The following is an 18,136-nucleotide window of genomic DNA, read 5'->3' on the forward strand; positions in this document are numbered from 1 at the left end:
GGGTATTATGGAAGAAATTTGATTGAATTGAAACGATGTTAACAAAATGACGGCTCATGTAAATTCAGCAAATGCTGTTTGTACAGGAACAACAAATAGGTTACACGTATTCAATTCGAAAAATAAATGCCAAAAGGAGATTATTATGGCACAGAAATTTTATTGCAAATGGTGTGGTACAAACTATTCAAGCGTTTCAAGTTTAACTTCCGGTCATTGTTCTCGTAATCCGGAAGGAAAATACCACGAGCTGTATGAAGGAGCTGAAAAAAGTCAGTATACCTGTAAGTTTTGTGGAGCGAAATATTCTTCATTATCAAGTTTGACAAGTGGTAACTGTAGCAAGAGCCCGTATAAGAAACACCATCCCGCGTTATAGAGAGAAATTGAGTGCTTTAAGATATAAGATAAGTCATCTAAAAAAATAGTGTGATGTTGCCTCACACTATTTGAGTGAATTGAAGCTCTATGATTGACATGAGGTCAACCTGTTTTCGATGATGTCGAGACAGGACGGTCTATACTATGTATAAAAGGAGTTTTATTTATGAAACGCAGATATATTTTACTTCTTAGTGCGCTTGTATTATTTACCGGCGCCGTAATAATGACCGGCTGTCCTGCCCACGTACAACCGCAAACCCAAAAGTACAAGGTAACGCTCAACTCCGGCAAGCACGGTTCGGTAACAGTAAATCCCGCACTCCCTGAGGACGGCATGGTTGAAGCGCATACGTGGCTTTCTTTTACCGCGCAACCTGACGAGGGGTATGAAGTTGATACATGGACGGGAGCAAACCGTAACTATCCCGATAATACGACAGCGACGCTTACGGTAATGGCAGACACGACCGTATCCGTCACATTTAAAAGGATAGGCTACAGTTCGGAAAAGCAGAAGTACAAGGTTACGCTTGTTCAACCCGAACACGGTACGGTAACGGTGAAACCTGCCTTATCTGAAGACGGAATGATTCCACAGTATACTCGTCTTACTTTTACTGTAACACCGGAACCCGGTTGGAAGGTGAACAAATGGACGGGGGCGGGTATATGGCAAGATAAGATAGGATACGATGTTGAGAACAATGAGGTACATCTTTCCGTAACCGAAGATCTAACCGTAAGCGTTACGATGATAGAAGAAGGGAAAGCCGATGCATCGCTTTTGATAATCGATTCAACCGGCAGACTGACTGGTGTAACCGACAAATACAGACTAAAGGGAAGTCTGGCGCTTCCGAACACGGTTACCGCAATCGGCAGTAAAGCGCTTACTCTGTGTACCGGTTTAACAAGCGTGATTATACCCGATAGCGTTACCTCAATCGGGTATCAAGCTTTTTATCTGTGCACCGGCTTAACAGGCGTTACCATTGGAAATAATGTTACTGAAATTGATGAAGGCGCTTTTTCCGGCTGTTATAATTTAATGAGTATTACGATACCGGATAGCGTTACTAAAATAGGAGACTTCGCTTTTTCTGGCTTTAAAAGCTTAACAAGTGTTACGATCGGAAAAGGCGTGACTAAAATAGGATATTCCGCTTTTGACGGTTGCAATAAGATTGAGACACTCAACATTAATTGTAAAACGGTACCGTATCTCGGTATGACATCTCTTAAAGAGCTTACGCTCGACGATAATGTGAACGAAATCGGAGAGCAAGCATTTTACAGTTGTACCGATTTAACAAACGTTACCATACCGAACAGTGTTACAAAAATAGGAAACAAGGCGTTTCAAGGCTGTACCGGCTTAACGGATGTTATCATTCCTGATAGCGTTACGGAAATTGGTAAGGCTGCTTTTAAAGATTGCTCAAATATTACCGGTCTGACTATCGGCAAAGGGCTTACTACTATTCACGATGAAGATTATTATTCTAATGAATTTCCTTTTGACGGCTGTAATAAGATTGAGAAACTGAATATCAACTGTAAGACTGTCCCACGTCTTAACATCAAAAGTCTTAAAGAGGTTATTATCGGTGATAATGCTGCTATAATAAATGGATATTCTTTTTCCAATTATACCAGCTTAACAAACATCACTATCGGAAATAATGTTACAACGATCAGTGATAATGCATTTTCCGGCTGTACCGGCTTAACGGATGTTATCATTCCCGATAGCGTTACGGAAATCGGCGCGAGTGCTTTTGCCAGCTGTACTAAATTAGCAACTGTTAACATCGGAAATAACGTTACGACAATCAGTAATAATGCATTTTCCGGCTGTACCGGCTTAACAAGTGTTACCATACCAGATAGCGTTACGGAAATCGGACAAAGAACTTTTTCCGGCTGCACCGGATTAGCGACCATTACCATACCGGACAATGTAACTGAAATAGGATATGCGACTTTTGCTAGCTGTACCGGCTTAACGGATGTTACCATTCCCGATAGCGTTACAGAAATAGGAAGTGAAGCGTTTCAAGGCTGCACCGGCTTAATCGGTATTACGATCGGCTCCGGTGTTACAAAAATAAATGATAATACTTTTTCAAACTGTACCGGCTTAACAAGTATTACTATACCGGATAGCGTTACAGAAATAGGAAGTAGAGCGTTTCAAGGCTGCACCGGCTTAACGGATGTTATCATACCTGATAGTGTTACCGATCTAGGAGATAGTGCTTTTAAGAACTGTTCAAATATTACCAGTTTGACTATCGGCAAAGGGCTTACTACTAATTATTATCTCTATCACACTCCTTTTGACGGTTGTAATAAGATTGAACACCTGAATATCAACTGTAAGATTCTCCCGCGTCTTAACATCAAAAGTCTTAAAGAGGTTATTATCGGTGATAATGTCAATACAATAAGTAAAGATGCTTTTTCCAACTGTACCGATTTAACAAACGTTACTATTGGCAATAACATTACTACAATCAGCGATAACGCATTTTCGGGCTGCACCAGCTTAACGGATGTTATCATACCTGATAGTGTTACGGAAATCGGCAAATCCGCTTTTAAGAATTGTTCAAGTATTACCAGTCTGACTATCGGCAAAGGGCTTACCACTATTCTATTAGAAGATGATTATCCCTATAAAAAAGCTCCTTTTGACGGCTGTAACAAGATTGAGAAACTAAGCATCAATTGCAATCCTATCCCAGCTCTTGGTTTTCTCCGTACAAGTCTTAAAGATGTTATTATCGGTGACAATGTTACCAAAATTGATGACTGGGCGTTTTCCGGCTGTGACAGTTTAGCAAATGTTACTATAGGCAATAGCGTTGTCTCTATTGGCAACAGGTCTTTTGAGAGCTGTACGAGCTTAACAAGTCTGACCATCGGTGACAATATTACCGAAATTAGTAAGTATGCTTTTGTACTCTGTTCCAGCCTAACAAGCGCGAAGTTCGAGAATACGATGGGTTGGAAAGTGAGGGATGGTAGCTTTCAAATGAACATAGAACCAACGAATCTGCAAAATCATTCAACAGCTGCGAAGTATTTAAAATCCATGTATGTTAATTATCGCTGGACTAGAAACTAAAACGCCCGCCGCTTCCTTTTTAAGGGATTCCCTATCGGAAGCAGCAGCAAGGTGGTTAAAGCCTTTTATTATTATAGAAAATCTTTAAAAATCTAACCAAGTTTTTAGAGATGCCCTATATATCAAATCCGCAGAAGGCGGAAGGAGGAGAAAAAATGAACAAAAAGATTGATGAACAGCTTTTACGGATTAACAATCTTCACTGGCTGCCGTGGATAGGAAAGAACTATTCCGCAAGTCAGACAAAGCTGATGGTATTGGGAGAAAGCCACTATCTTTGCGCAGGCGACAGTCCTGACGAGTACGGCATCGATTTTACCCGCAGCTTTATCGGTATGCATCAAAACGGCGAGGAAGGAACAAACGTTATCCGCAATTTTGAAAAAACGCTGTTGAATAGAGATTATGATGAAGAGCTGAGCAAAAAAGAGATGACGGCAATTTCAGACAGTTTTGTCTACCAAGTCATTATTCAGCGGCTTCTTAACGCAAGCGAAGAACGCCCCGACGATTCCGATTTTGAAGCCGGCTGGCATATCATTTTAGAAACGATAAAAATACTCAAACCGAATACGGTTGTTTCATTGGGTGTAAAAGCCTTTGATGTATTAACCAATTTGGAATACGAGGGACTTACCGTTAAACAAGAAAAATGGGGAGATGATAAAATCAACAATGCCTATCCTCGCTATTGCCGTATAGAGCTTGACGGTGAATCCATCGACATCATTTTCCTCCGTCATACCAGCGGAACGATGGGCGGTTACTATCCGAAAGAATGGTATAAATTCTTAAAAAAATATTTTGATGTCTCCCGATATTTGAGTGAATTGAAGTTATAGAAATAACCATAAAGTGCTGGAATCTGCAAAACGTTTTACATTTTTTGCAGATTCCAAAATCTTCCATTTCCTACTATAATACCACTATGAAAAAGGATCAAAACCGTGCGATTACCCATCAAATGTTAGAACGTCTCACGTATATTCATCATCGGATAAAAGCAGAATGCTTCCCTAAGACATCCGAACTTGCAAAAGAACTGGAGTGCAGTGTTCCGACAATAAGCCGCGATATAACGTTTTTGCGGGATCGGTTTAATGCACCCATTGAATATAATGCGCAAAAGAAAGGATTTTATTACAGCGAAAAATATGAAATACCGATCCAAAATATTTCGCAAAAAGATGTAACAGCGCTTGTTGCTGCAAAAACGCTGCTGCAGCAATATCAGGGAACGCCGATCTACAAAGAGCTCGTTGCCGCCATTGATGTTATTACGTTTCCTCAAAGGCAAGGAACGGGAGCGTTTATTGACCGTATCGCCGTTCCGCCGATGCCTTATGCCATTATCGATGAAGCGGTATTTGCTGCACTCTACCAAGCGATGATTCAAAACCGCATGATCGAATTCGATTACCGCGGTGTGTTGGATAGCGGGAAGGTACATCGGCGTGTCCGTCCGTATCAGCTCCTTTTTGATGACGGGCGATATTTTCTATTCGGCTATGCAGAAGAACGCCAAGCGGAACGGCTTTTTTATATTCCGCGTATTGAACAGCTTTGCATTACTGATGAGCTTTTTACGCTGCCCGAAAATTACGACTTTATCTCCCGCTGCGGCGGCGGAAGATTCGGCTCATTTATGGAACCGGAAACGGTTACCTACCGTATTGCATTCTACGGCGAGTCTCGTCTCGCAATAAAAGATTCCGTATGGGCGGACGACCAAAAAATTACCGAATATGATGAAGAAGGGAAAACCGAAATAGTCTTTTCCGCAGCGCAAGGCTACCGGATATTGAAATGGGTCTTATCTCACGGCTCAAACGCACAGCCGCTTGAACCGGAAGATTTTGTGCAAGACTGGCAAGCGGAAATACAGGCTATGGTGAGGCGGAGCAAGAGATGTGCGGAAATACGCTAATTATATTTTCCGGCGTTTAAATCCTTCGACACGGGCGCTTGCAGGACAATCGAGAGCGCTTCTGTCTCCGCGTTGCAGATAACGGTAGCCTACGCCGGCAATCATTGCGGCGTTATCCGTACAGAGCTTGAGCGGCGGGAAGATGCACGTTAAACCTTTTTGTTCGGCGAGTTTTTCACGGAGCAGCGAATTTGCAGCAACTCCGCCGCCTGCGACAATCGTGTGCAGTCCCGTGTCTTCAACCGCCCGCAGCAGGGAACGCAGTAATATCTTAACGGCTCTTGATTGAAAGGCCGCTGCGATATTTTCGGGCGTTTTTTCATATCCGGGATTCCAGAACTGATCGATCTGATTGATAACCGCGGTTTTTAAACCCGAATAGGACACGTCATACCGGCGGCCGGATTCATGCAGCACCGGCATCGGGAAGTTCGCAGCCTTGGGGTCGCCGTTTTTCGCCAGCCGGTCGATGATCACTCCGCCCGGATAGCCGAAATTATAGAATTTAGCAACCTTATCGAAGGCTTCGCCCGGCGCATCGTCGATCGTACTGCCGAGCACCTCGATTGAATCAAAGTCGTAGACCTTACAGATAAGCGAATGACCGCCGGACACTAACAGGCCGAGGTACGGATAGGGAATATCCTGCTCAAGATGCGCCGCATACAAATGCCCAAGCATGTGGTTCACGGCAATAAAAGGCTTGTTGCATGCCCATGCGAGGGTTTTTGCAAAGGTAAGCCCTACCAGCAGCGACCCCATCAGCCCCGGTCGATTGGTTACGGCGATACCGTCTATCGATTGCAAAGTTTCACCTGCTTCCTGCAAAGCGGTCTTGACAACCGGTAAGATCCATTCGGTGTGCTTTCTGCTCGCAATTTCCGGTACTACACCTTTATATGCTTCGTGGAATGGTATTTGAGTCGCCACCACCGAGCTGATGATTTTATGACCGTCCTCTACGACGGCGGCAGCCGTTTCATCGCAAGAACTTTCAATGCCAAGTATCTTCATTCTATATGTCCTTTTTGCGCAGCTTGGGCAATTGCCGAAAGCGAAAAACCCTCTTCGATAAGCGCGGGATACATTTCCGTTAAAAGCTGCGCAAGCTCAACTGTAAATACGTGTCCGATCATAATAGCCGAACCTTTTTGCCTTGCGATGCTTAACCCCTTTTTAATTTGAGTTTCCATCGCAGCACGGCTTTTATCATTGTCAATAAAAATTGCCCGTTCCCAGACAACCATATTTTTCTCCTTTGCAACCTTCGAGACAACCGACTTGGCAGTTGTCCGCGAATCCAAAAAGAATATATGCTTTTCCGCTACAACGTCCAAGACAGCCCTCATAGCCGCCTCATCAGCCGTCATCAATGAACCTTCGTGATTGTTCATACCGGCGACAGGCCAAATCTCCTCAAGGTTTTTTCTGACGATGTTTTTGATTTGCTCCGCAGAAAGCCCCGGCGTAACGGCACCCGGTCCCGGATTGATATGCAGATCTACCGACTGCATCGGCTGGTGCAGGATAACCTGTTTTCCGGCCTTGCGTATCCGACGTGCAGACTCGCTAGAGTACCGCAATCCGGGTAAAACTGCAATAGTACAGGGGAATGGCAGCCGCAAAAAGTATTCAAGCTGGTCGAGGTTGTGTCCCGCATCGTCAAACACAAAGGTAAGATTCCCGGCATAAGGAGCACGCTTGCGCGGCTTTTCCGGTTTTGCAGCAGGCTGCACCGGCTGCATTGTTTGTACGGCTTTTTTCTTGTCGGGTACGGTAGGTTTCTCCGGTACGGTATTCTTTTGCGGAGCCGCATGGACTGCCGATTTCTCTTTCTTCGCACTGTCTTTCTGTGCGGCAGAAGCGGTATGGGATGCTGGCACAGATGCAGCAGCAGGCGAATGCGGCGCCGGTTGTGCAGCCGGCGTTGTTTTTTTGGCAGTCGGCGCTTTCTCCTGTGATGACGCTGTTTTTTGCTGCGTTGCCGGTGTGTTTTGCCGTTTTTGCTGCACCGCGGAATCGGTATGCGGCTGTGCTTGTGCGGCAACCTGCGGCACGGTAACCGGCGGTGAAGGTTCTTGTGCTGCCGTAAGCGGTTCATTCCGTTTTTGTTCGGTTGAGGTTTTATCCTGTTGTTCTTGAGTTTGAGCCGTGCCGGTATCCTGTTTTAATGAATTTTTAAGATTAGGCACTAATTTTAATACTAAAACAAGATTAAACCCCAAAAGCAGAACGCACAATATCACCAATGCGGCAATAATATTCCCGCGCGAACGCTTTTTACGGGCGGTTGAACTGCGCGGCTTTTTCTTTGCAGTGGTAGTGCCTGTGCGGCTTTTGGTTTTCGATTGGGTTTTTCCGGCCGTCTTTTTCGGCGACGTTTTTTTGCTTGTTTTTACTTTATCTTCTTTTTCGGGCATAGGCAAAAGCATAAAAACAGTACGGCTTAATGTCAAGCACTTTTTTATATAGAAAAATATACCGGATTCTTTTTATATCTTTAAAGTAGCGGTTCCCAACCTATTTTTTCTTAACATTTTCATAAAAACGGCACTTTTTCTCTTAAATCTTTAGCCGAATTGCGGCTCATGCCCTATATATCCTTTAAGAAACTGCAACTATCATGTTTTTTACGAAATGGTCGCAGAATGAGGAGTGTAAAATAAAAGCCGTACAAATAGCACAGCTTTTATGGGAGAAAAAAATGACTATTATGAGTTTTGCCTCCTTCGGCTACGAGGGAGAGATTATCAAGGTTGAAGCGGATTTGCGGCGCGGGTTACCGATTGTCGATATTGTCGGGCTACCGGGTTCGGCGGTGAAGGAGGCACGGGAACGGATGCGCGCTGCCATCAGTAACTCCGACTTGCCTTTTCCACAAGAACGGATACTGATAAATTTAAGCCCTGCCGACCAGAAAAAAGAAGGCAGCGGGTTTGATCTGCCGATTGCGCTCGCGGTATTGCAGGCAGACTGTGCGCTCGATACACCGGTTATGGTAATCGGAGAACTGGAACTATCAGGGCGGGTGCGTCCGGTTCGGGGTGTCTTGGGCGCTTTGATTTCGGGATCTACTACTGGAATCGAGTACTTTATCGTACCAAAAGAAAATGAAGCGGAAGCTCGTATTCAAAAAGGCGTACACATATTCGGTGTTGAAACACTGCGAGAAGCGTTGGACAGCCTCTATACGATTGAAGCGGAACTACGCACGGAAAACAATAGCGAATCAAACAGCGGCGACAAAAACAGCGGCGCACCGGCACGGGAAGCTATCGGACACACAGGCAACTCGATTTCCATTGCCGCTTCATGGTCGGAACCAAGTCAAGCGGATGCCGCGGCAAATACGGGTACGGGCGGCTTTTTCGAAGAGGTTTACGGCCAACGCGAACTGGTACGGGCTTTGCACATTGCGGCGGCAGGCGGACACAGCATACTTGCCTACGGACCGCCCGGCTGCGGTAAAACGCTTTCGATGCAGCGGTTTGCCAGCCTCCTTCCCGACCTAGACCCGAAAACGGCGGAAGAAGTTACCCACATCTATAGCATCGCAGGGCTTTTACCGAGTATGCGCGGTCATGATGTGCGGATTAAACGCCCGCCGTTTAGAATGCCGCATCCTAATGCCAGCCTTGAGGGAATGATCGGAGGCGCGGGAAAGTGCATGCCCGGCGAAATCTCCCTTGCGCACGGCGGAACGCTTTTTTTGGACGAGGCCGTACAATTTAAGCAGACGGTGCTGCAAACACTCCGTGCGCCGCTTGAGACGGGAACCGTTACCTTGAGCCGTGCGGGAAGGACAAGTACCTTCCCTGCACGTTTCCAGCTTCTCATGGCGCTTAACTCATGCCCCTGCGGAAATCTCGGCGCCGACGGTAAGGTATGCACGTGTATGCCCGCCGTAGTTGAACAATACTGGAAAAAACTGACGGCGCCGCTGATCGACCGTATCGACTTGCGGATTCCGGTGTTTCCGCCTCAATCATACGGGCTGCCGGAAAAGCCGTGTTACAATACCGCCGATATGCGTAAAAAAATCGCAGCTTCGGATAAAATACAACGAGAGCGGTACGCCGCATATCTTCGTAAAGGATTAAACGGCGGAGCGGCGGCAGGAACGCCTGTACACAACAAGGCGGTAGACTCCAACCTCGCCGGTACTGCACAATCGGCAGCACAGCTATCCTACAAAAACGTACATCTAACTCCGTCAGCCCTGTCGGCACTGTGTCCGCTGACCGGCGAAGCGGAGCGTATTTTTACCCATAATGCCGAAAAAAAAGAGCTTTCGGGAAGAGGCAGCCACGCCGTTTTGAAGATTGCGCGTACCATTGCCGACCTCGCACAGGAAGATGTAATTGCTGCGGCTCACGTCGAAGAAGCAATCCGTCTCCGCGAATGGAGCTCCTTTTTGCCGTTCTTTATGCATTGAAAAGGCACACTTAGTTTATCCCGCGTCAAGAATTTCAAAGGTACGGACACGGCGGGCGCCAAACGAATCGGTAACGGTGAGAATATGCTTACCGATCTTAGGCCGAACAGTCATCGTGTGTGTCCCCTGCGTACTGCCGAGGTATACGCCGTCAATATCCCAATAGATAACCGTGCCGATATCGCGCGCTGCGGCTTGCATAATCATGGCACCCGCAGTACCATCGATTTCTACCGGAATAACAATACGAGCTCCTTGTTCCGGGAAAAGGATTGCCAGCTGCAACTGAGTGCCGCCTCGATGTCCCGCAACGAAGGGCGGCAGTTTTTTATACGTCGCTGCAAACCGGGTATAATAATACTCTACTGCCGGCGGCAATACAAAGCGGTTTTGAATGAGCGGAAACCGGCCTTCGTATACACCCGTCATATCCGACATATCAGCCTGAAATCTCCCGTCAGGTGTAAACGATACGGCGGTGCAATACGGACAAACCGCGCCCTGCGGCGCTTGAGCGGGACGAAAGCCCTTCACGGTACGGCTGCAATGCCGTCCGGCGATATAGCCTGAATCCGCGCAGAAAGTTTCTTCCTTTAAATTCTCGGATGGTACCGCAGGCCAATGCGCTGCGGGAAGGGACGCAAAAATTTCAAACAATACCGGCGCTGCCGTACGGATACTTTGGAGATCTTGCCTCCCCTGCCCTTCCGCATTACCGAACCATACGCCGACCGTATACGCTTCCGTAGTTCCGATTGCCCAGCCGTCGCGGTTCCCGTTACTCGTACCGGTCTTCCACGCAATCCGTTTAGAACCGGCAAAAACACGCCAAAGCGATTCATCATCAGGACGCACCCCCTCGGCCAATGCTTTGAGCGTCAACCATGCAGCGCCGGTTGACACGGGAAAGATATGTTCACCGAAGAATCCGCTCCGGCTGCATGCGGCGTTCATAAGCTGTGCGTAGGCATATACCGCTTCGTAAAGCGTAATCTCACCGCCGCCGAGGATAAGCGGGAGGCCGTATTCATCGGCAGACCGCGTAAAGGTGGTAAAACCGCACCGCTTGAGATAGTCAAGAAAATGACTAATTCCATATTCACGAAGCATTCTCACGGCAGGAATATTTAACGAGCGTGAAAGCGCTTCTGAAGCGGGAACTGCCCCGCGGTAGAGCGGTACATTGTTATCGGGTTTGTAGCTGCCGATACGGGTCGGAATATCGATGACGAGTTGATCCGGTAATAACCGGCCGCTGTCCAACATCGCCGCATAAAGGAACGGCTTTAACAAGCTGCCGGAACTTCTCCGCGCCTGCACGATATCTACTGCCGATGTAGTTCCATTCCGGCCGTCAAGCCCCGTATTGCCGCAGTATGCGAGCACTTTTCCGGTAGCGGTTTCGATAATCAGCGCTGCAGCATTATCGATCCCTTTTCGGGAAAGTGCGCGCGAATACCGTTCCAGAATCCGGTACAAATTTTTTTGCAGACCGGAATCCAGATCGGTATAAAACCGCGCAGTTGAAGGCTGTTGTTTCTTCAACAATTCCAGATAATGAGGAGCATCTGACGGCAGCGGATACGGCTTTGCGGGCAGCGACTCTGCAAGCGAAAGTTCAAGGGTTCGCGCATCGATAGACCCTTTCTCATACAGCATATGCAGCACTGCATTGCGCTTTTCGAGCAGGATAGACCTATGTGCTCCCGGATGCACCAGCGAAGGTTGATTCGGCAGCACGGCAAGTGTTGCCGCCTCCGCCCATGTCAATGAAGCCGGCGAACGGTTAAAATATCGCCAAGAAGCAGCCTCAATACCGATGACATTTCCTCCGAACGGTGCATAAGCGGCATACAGCGACAAGATTTTTGCCTTGCCTAACCGGATTTCCGCCATAACCGCGAGGAAAGATTCCCGACACTTTTGCCCGAATGTCCGCGGCTTACTCCCTGCAAGCAGCCGCATGGTTTGCATTGTAAGCGTCGAAGCTCCCGAAACAATCCGTCCTGCCCGTATATTAGACACAACTGCACGCAGTACGGCAATCGGATCAACACCGAGATGATAATAAAAACGTTTATCCTCAAAAACGATAACCGCTTGGGCAAATTTATCGGGAACCTCTCCAGGCGAAAAACGCCACTGCCCGTCCGACGCAACCGATGCACCGATCAGCGCACCTGTTTTATCATAGAGCGCATACGAATATGGCACATTTTTCGGCAGAATTTTCAACGGAAATAAAAAAATTGTGGCATAGGTAAAAAAAAGCACTGCAAAGAATTTTCTGTACCGTATTTTTGTTTTATCCGGTAAAGCCGATGGTCTGCCGTTCATACCTTATTTTATCTCCTTTTTTGATCCTTTTTAAGAGGTTACCGAAGACTTTCTATATGTCAACAGACAATTGTCTTAACTTCCTTCACGGTCAGTTTTGTTGTATCAAGCTGATAAATCTTTTCTTTTTTTAGCATCGTAAACCAGCTCTCCATCCGTGCATTATCCCAGGGTTTATTTTCAGCGGCACAAATGGTACCGCTGAAAATAAACCTTGACCGCCATATCGGTTTAATTTATTATCTATTTTAGGGAGTATACCATGAAACATACCGGTTTTTTTTCCTACATACTGACAAAAAACGTCAACAACAAAAAAATAAAACGTATACCCATTGCCGCAGTTCTGAGCCTTGCTGCAATGTTTATATTCGCAGCTCTGAGCCTTACCGGATGCGCCGATAAGCGGCAAACGGCGGCGGACAGCGGAACGGAGGAATTTGTTACGGCGATTTCTCCGACCAATATCGAACGGCTTGCTCCTATTGCCGTCAGCTTTGCCTGCGATGTTATCTGCGAACCTGAACAGGCTTTGCAGTTTTCTCCCCGGCAGACGGGGACATGGGAACTCCAAGACAGCAAAACGGTTGTGTTTATGCCGTCAGCTCCCTACCCTTCCAGCCGTAAAATCATCTTATCCGCAGACTGTGCAAAGCTTTTCGGGAAGGAGACGGCGCAGGGTACATACCGCCATGTGTTTTTAGCAGACACCCCTTCCTATGAGGTTGCGTTGGATACGTTAACGTTGAATCAAGATGAGGAGGCTTATTCGCTCAGCGGCAGTATCACTACGGACATTCCCGTTACCGCGGATACCATCCGGCACTGTGTTTCGGCAAAGTCAGGAGGCTTTTGGGGAAGCTCCTGCACAATGCAATGGGAACAGGGTTCATCGGGAAAGGTGTGGAAATTTTTTATCCAAAATATCGGTATTAAAAAACGGGCGCGGAGCTTATCGGTTTCGTGGCAGGGGCGGAAGCTCGGTTTGTCGAAAAAACAGGATGCGGCATTTGCAGGCACAAAATCATTCAATATTCCAGCAAAAGACGAATTTTCCATCATCGATATCAATACTTCAAAAAAGAATACCATACTGGTGAGTTTTTCAGGACTGCTCGACGCTTCTCAGGATATACGGGATTTTGTTTCGACACATAATGAGAACGGCGCACGGAGCGATGATGTCAATGTATCAGTCAGAGGTAATGTACTGACAATTTATAACGATTCAAATTGGCGGAATATCAGAACTATCCGTATTTCAAACGGGATTAAAAGCTCGAACGGTATCTACCTTGCTGCAGCGCGGACTATCACTCTTTCGGATAATTGGGAACTGCCGTCCGTGCGTTTTATGACCGACGGAACTATTTTACCGTCTTCACAGGGGACGGTGCTGCCGGTCGAGACACGGAACGTGAGCGGTCTTTTAATACAAGCTTTTGCTATTTACGATCATAATATGGTGCAATTCTTGCAGGTCAACGAATTGGACGGAACCGATGAACTGTACCGCGTGGGCGAGCCGGTGTGGACGCAAAATGTTTCATTCGAGTGGGACGATTCGATGCAGAATAAATACATTCCGCGCGGAATTGATGTGTCGGCGCTCACAAAAAAATATCCTCATGGGATGTTTCAGATACGCATTTCATTCAGAAAAAAGAATATCAAATACCGTATTCCCTCAGATGCCGATGAAGCTTTTGCTTCACTGCCGCAGCCTCCCGATATGATCGAAGCTGATTTGCCGCCCGACGAAAAGAGTTTTTGGAATTATTGGGAAGATTTGGATTATGATGAGCGGGATACTTATTGGTCAAATAAAAACAACCCCTATCATCCGGCTTTTTATATTCCGCGTTTCAATAGTAAGAATTTGATAAAGAGGAATATTCTTATCTCGGATGTCGGCATTATGGCGAAAAAGACAACGAGCGGGAAACTATACGTCAGCGTTGCCGACATCAAAACGGCGCAACCTATCAGCGGAGCGGAAATTACCTGCTATTCGTATGTCGGCTCCAAAAATGTCGAACTCCGGTCGGACAAAAACGGCTTCGCCGTACTCGAAGACGCTTCCAAGGCTGTGTTCATCGCGGCAAGCTATAAGGGGCAGACTTCATATTTGAAAATTGGAGCCGGAACGGGATTGAGTGTCAGTCATTTTGAAACCGGCGGCGAAAAAACCGTAGGCGGCGTAAAGGGATTCATTTACGGAGAGCGCGGCGTATGGCGGCCGGGTGATCCGCTCTATCTTACCTTTGTGCTGCAGGATTTACAGAAAACCCTCCCCGCGGATATTCCGGTCTCTTTTGAACTTTCCGACCCGCTCGGACGGGTAACGGAGTCGCGCCTCCTAACCCATTCGGTAAACGGCTTTTATCCGGTGGAAACAAAAACCGCCGCAGGCGCGGTAACCGGTCTCTGGCAAGCAAAGGTAAAAATCGGCGGACAGGAATGGACTCGTCCGCTCCGTATTGAAACGGTCGTCCCGAACCGCCTGTCGGTCAAACTGGAACCTGAGAAAAAAATGCTTACCAGCGGTACGAACAACTTTATGCTTTCGGGGGCATGGCTGCACGGTGCGCCGACCCCCAATTACAACGCAGACGTTGCCGTGTTCTTTACCTCTGCGCCGGATAATTTCGGTTATTCCGATTTCAGCTTTACTAATCCGTCGGTAGAAATGGAACTGGGCCGCTCAACCATTTGGGAAGGAACACTGAATAGCGCCTCAAAGGCAACATTCAGCGAACATTTCACCATCGGTGCAGATGATCCCGTACCGGGAAAACTACAGGCTCATTTTGTCAGCCGCATCTTTGAACCGTCGGGAGCCTTTTCCACCGAGCAAAGCTCATTCCCGTATTCGCCGTACAGCCGTTATGTCGGTCTGCGGCTGCCGAAAGGAGATGCCGCACGGGGAATGCTTTTAACCGATGTTCAGCATATCGCCGATGTACTGCTGATAGACCAAGACGGCAAGCCGGTTTCCTCAGGGGAGCTTTCATATACGATTCATAAATTGGATTGGAAATGGTGGTGGGAAAAAGACGCCCTCACCGACGCAACGTATGTCTCCAGCAACTCGTCTTATGAAATTGTACGCGGCTCGGTACCCGTTACAAACGGAAAAGGAAGCTTTCAGTTTGAAATAAAATATCCCTCATGGGGACGGTACCTCGTTACGGTCTCCGATGGGCTGCACGGACACAGCGCAGCAAAAATCGTATATATCGATTGGCCGGGCTGGGCGGGACGGGCTCAAGAAAACGGTTCGGGCAGCGCGGCAATGGTTGCGCTCATCACCGACAAACGGCAGTACAGCACGGGCGAAACCGCTTCTATTTCGTTTGCCTCAAGCGCCGGAAACAGAGCGCTCGTTACGATAGAAAAGAACGGCGAAATTCTCAAACAGGATTGGCTTGAAACCGCAAAAGATACCACGGTATATAAACTGAAATTGACGGAAGCGATGTCGCCGAACGTGTACGTGCATATCACAGTATTGCAACAGCACTTGCAAACGGCGAACAGTTTGCCGATCCGCCTTTACGGTATTGTACCGGTGATGGTCGATAATCCCGCCACGAAACTCAATCCGGTGATTACCGCTCCGGCCGTCTATGCACCCAACGAAAAAGCGGTTATCTCCGTATCCGAACAAAACGGAAAACCGATGACGTTCACGCTGGCCGTTGTCGATGAGGGGCTTTTGGGATTAACGAACTATCACGGGCCGGAGCTGAGGCGAGAATTCTATAAGAAGGAAGCGTCGCAGCTTTCGAGCTGGGATTTATATAAGTATGTTATGAACGCCTATAGCGGAAAGCTTGAAACGCTGCTTGCAATCGGCGGTTCCGAAGACCTTGTCGACAATCGCGAACGGGGCAACAATCGGTTTAAACCGGTGGTGCAATACCTCGGCCCCTTTACGATCGCCGCCGGTGAAAAGAAGCAGCTTTCGTTCGATATGCCTGAGTATATCGGAGCCGTGCGGGCGATTGCGGTTGCGGGCTTTAACGGCGCTTACGGTATTGCGGAAAAGACCGTTCCCGTAAAGGCCGACCTTATGATACAGGCAGCGCTTCCCCGCACACTCGGTGTCAACGAGCGTATCGATGTACCTGTTACGGTATTCAACGGCACGGATTCCGCACAAAATGCAAAAATCACCTTGAATACAAAAGGCGCCATTCCGTCCTTCACCGGTGAAAAAACCGTAAAGGTTCCCGCTTCTTCGGATACGACCGTTACGTTCACGGTAAAAACGGAAGCGGCCGGTACTGCCGACTTCACCGCCGCCGTAAAAACGGACAAAGGTTTTGCACAGTCGGTAACGCCGGTAGCGGTGCAAGCGCGCGGTATTCCCGTTACCTACCGTACGCCGTTCACCCTGAAACCTTCGGAAAAAACGATTGTGAACGTGCAAAGTCCGGGAGAAGTCAGTTCGGCAACACTTTCGATGGAGCTTTCTTCCATACCGGCACTCAATTTAGCAAGCCGGCTCGACTACCTGATTCGATATCCGCACGGATGTATCGAACAAATTACATCCGGCGGCTTCCCGCAGCTGTATCTCGCAGACTTTGTACAGCTGTCGCCGCAGGAAAAGACGCGCATTCAAAAGCATATCCAATCGGTTATCGAACGGTATCCTCAGTATCAAACCGCATCGGGAGCCTTCGCGTACTGGCCGGGCAACAGCGCGCCGTCCGCATGGGGTTCGAGCTATGCGCTCCACTTCTTAACGGAGGCAGAAAAGCAGGGCTATGCGATACCCGATTCGATTAAAAAACCGCTGACCTCTTGGCTCGCTTCCTCGGCGGCAGAATGGGAATCCTATAATGAAGATTCGGCCGAAATACAGGCATACCGGCTCTTCTCGCTCGCCCTTGCAGGCAGCCCGAATATCGGGGCAATGAACCGGTTGAAAAATGAACGCCTTGATGCTTCCGCTGCACTGCTGCTGGCTGCTGCATACTCGCTTGCCGGCCGGAGAGATACGGCGGAAGACTTATTCGCCGATGCATTGAGCGCGTTGGCTAAAAAGGAGACATCCTACCGGTATACCGGCGGCTCTTTCGGTTCGTCCACCCGCATACAGGCGCTCTATTTGATGGTATGTACACTGCTGCAGGATGATGTAAAGGCAGCGAAAGCAGCCCGCGAGGTTGCATCCGTACTTTCTTCCGATGATTGGTGCAGTACGCAAGAGACCGCATGGCTCCTGTTCTCGCTTTTACCCTATTACAAAAACCGCGATGCAGCCTCGTGCAGCTATACCGTTACGGCGAACGGCACGGCACGGCAGGGACAGCTTAAAAACGCCTCGATTATCGAAACCTTGCCTGCGGGAACGGCGGACAAACAGACCATCGAAGTAACGAACACCGGAAAAGCGATCCTCTACGGCGTTTTAACCGCAGAAGGTATGTCCATACCGGGAACGGAACAGCGCCAGAATGAAAATATCGACCTTGATGTTTCGTATTTCGATTCCGACGGATACATGATTTCTCCTGCCGATTTGAAGGTAGGGGATTCATTCGTCATAAAAATTCTTGTCGCGAACCAAACATCGAAGAAGATCGAAAATATCGCACTGACATTCCCCATCCCAACCTGTTGGGAAATCAGCAACGATCGGATAGCCTTGGACAGCAGCGACGGTTCGGATTCTTTTGCCTATCAGGACATCAGAGACGACGTCGTGTATACCTACTTTGATTTAGCGCGTAGGGATTCGGTAACCTACAAGTTCTATGCAACGGTTACCTATAAAGGAGAGTACTTTATACCGGCTATCCATGCGCAAGCGATGTACGATAATTCAATTAGAGCGGTATATCCGGGACGAAAGGTGTCCTTTTGAAAAGAGCACCTTTCACAAATATGGGGATGTCGAAAAAGTAACCAA

Annotated in this window: 8 protein-coding genes; 5 read left to right on the plus strand and 3 right to left on the minus strand. The window is 47.8% G+C overall.

Going from position 1 to position 18,136, the window contains the following annotated elements; translation table 11 throughout:
• Positions 1 to 547 precede the first annotated feature (547 nt).
• The 3 genes from HMPREF1222_RS12370 to HMPREF1222_RS03220 all read left to right on the plus strand — a co-directional run bounded on the left by HMPREF1222_RS12370 (position 548) and on the right by HMPREF1222_RS03220 (position 5,441).
• Entirely contained in the window at positions 548 to 3,514 is a 2,967-nt protein-coding gene (locus HMPREF1222_RS12370) for a leucine-rich repeat protein (RefSeq protein ID WP_016518186.1), read from the plus strand.
• Between the two features lie 155 nt (positions 3,515 to 3,669).
• A complete protein-coding gene (locus tag HMPREF1222_RS03215) occupies positions 3,670 to 4,356 on the plus strand; it encodes a uracil-DNA glycosylase family protein (RefSeq protein WP_016518187.1) in 687 nt (228 codons plus the stop codon).
• An 86-nt stretch (positions 4,357 to 4,442) separates the two neighbouring features.
• Entirely contained in the window at positions 4,443 to 5,441 is a 999-nt protein-coding gene (locus tag HMPREF1222_RS03220) for a helix-turn-helix transcriptional regulator (protein ID WP_016518188.1), read from the plus strand.
• Here HMPREF1222_RS03220 and tsaD read toward each other — a convergent pair whose 3' ends face one another.
• Positions 5,442 to 6,455 (minus strand): tRNA (adenosine(37)-N6)-threonylcarbamoyltransferase complex transferase subunit TsaD, encoded by a 1,014-nt coding sequence (tsaD, locus tag HMPREF1222_RS03225; RefSeq protein WP_016518189.1) that lies wholly within the window; start codon positions 6,453 to 6,455, stop codon positions 5,442 to 5,444.
• Complete coding sequence (locus HMPREF1222_RS03230; RefSeq protein ID WP_155997557.1) at positions 6,452 to 7,861, minus strand: divergent polysaccharide deacetylase family protein; 1,410 nt, start codon at positions 7,859 to 7,861, stop codon at positions 6,452 to 6,454. Before HMPREF1222_RS03230 ends, tsaD begins: the two co-directional genes overlap by 4 nt.
• A gap of 284 nt (positions 7,862 to 8,145) precedes the next feature.
• On the opposite strand from HMPREF1222_RS03230, the gene HMPREF1222_RS03235 reads away from it, so the two are divergent.
• Positions 8,146 to 9,876 (plus strand): YifB family Mg chelatase-like AAA ATPase, encoded by a 1,731-nt coding sequence (locus tag HMPREF1222_RS03235; RefSeq protein WP_038076826.1) that lies wholly within the window; start codon positions 8,146 to 8,148, stop codon positions 9,874 to 9,876.
• Between the two features lie 15 nt (positions 9,877 to 9,891).
• Here HMPREF1222_RS03235 and pbpC read toward each other — a convergent pair whose 3' ends face one another.
• Positions 9,892 to 12,213 carry a penicillin-binding protein 1C gene (gene pbpC / locus HMPREF1222_RS03240; RefSeq protein ID WP_016518192.1) on the minus strand — a complete coding sequence of 774 codons (2,322 nt, stop codon included), beginning with the start codon at positions 12,211 to 12,213 and terminating at the stop codon, positions 9,892 to 9,894.
• Positions 12,214 to 12,475: 262 nt separating this feature from the next.
• Between pbpC and HMPREF1222_RS03250 the strand changes: the two genes are divergently transcribed.
• On the plus strand, positions 12,476 to 18,091 hold the full coding sequence (locus HMPREF1222_RS03250; protein WP_016518193.1) for an alpha-2-macroglobulin family protein: 5,616 nt from the start codon (positions 12,476 to 12,478) through the stop codon (positions 18,089 to 18,091).
• Positions 18,092 to 18,136 lie beyond the last annotated feature (45 nt).

Source organism: Treponema vincentii F0403 (genome assembly GCF_000412995.1).
Taxonomy (GTDB): Bacteria; Spirochaetota; Spirochaetia; order Treponematales; family Treponemataceae; genus Treponema; species Treponema vincentii.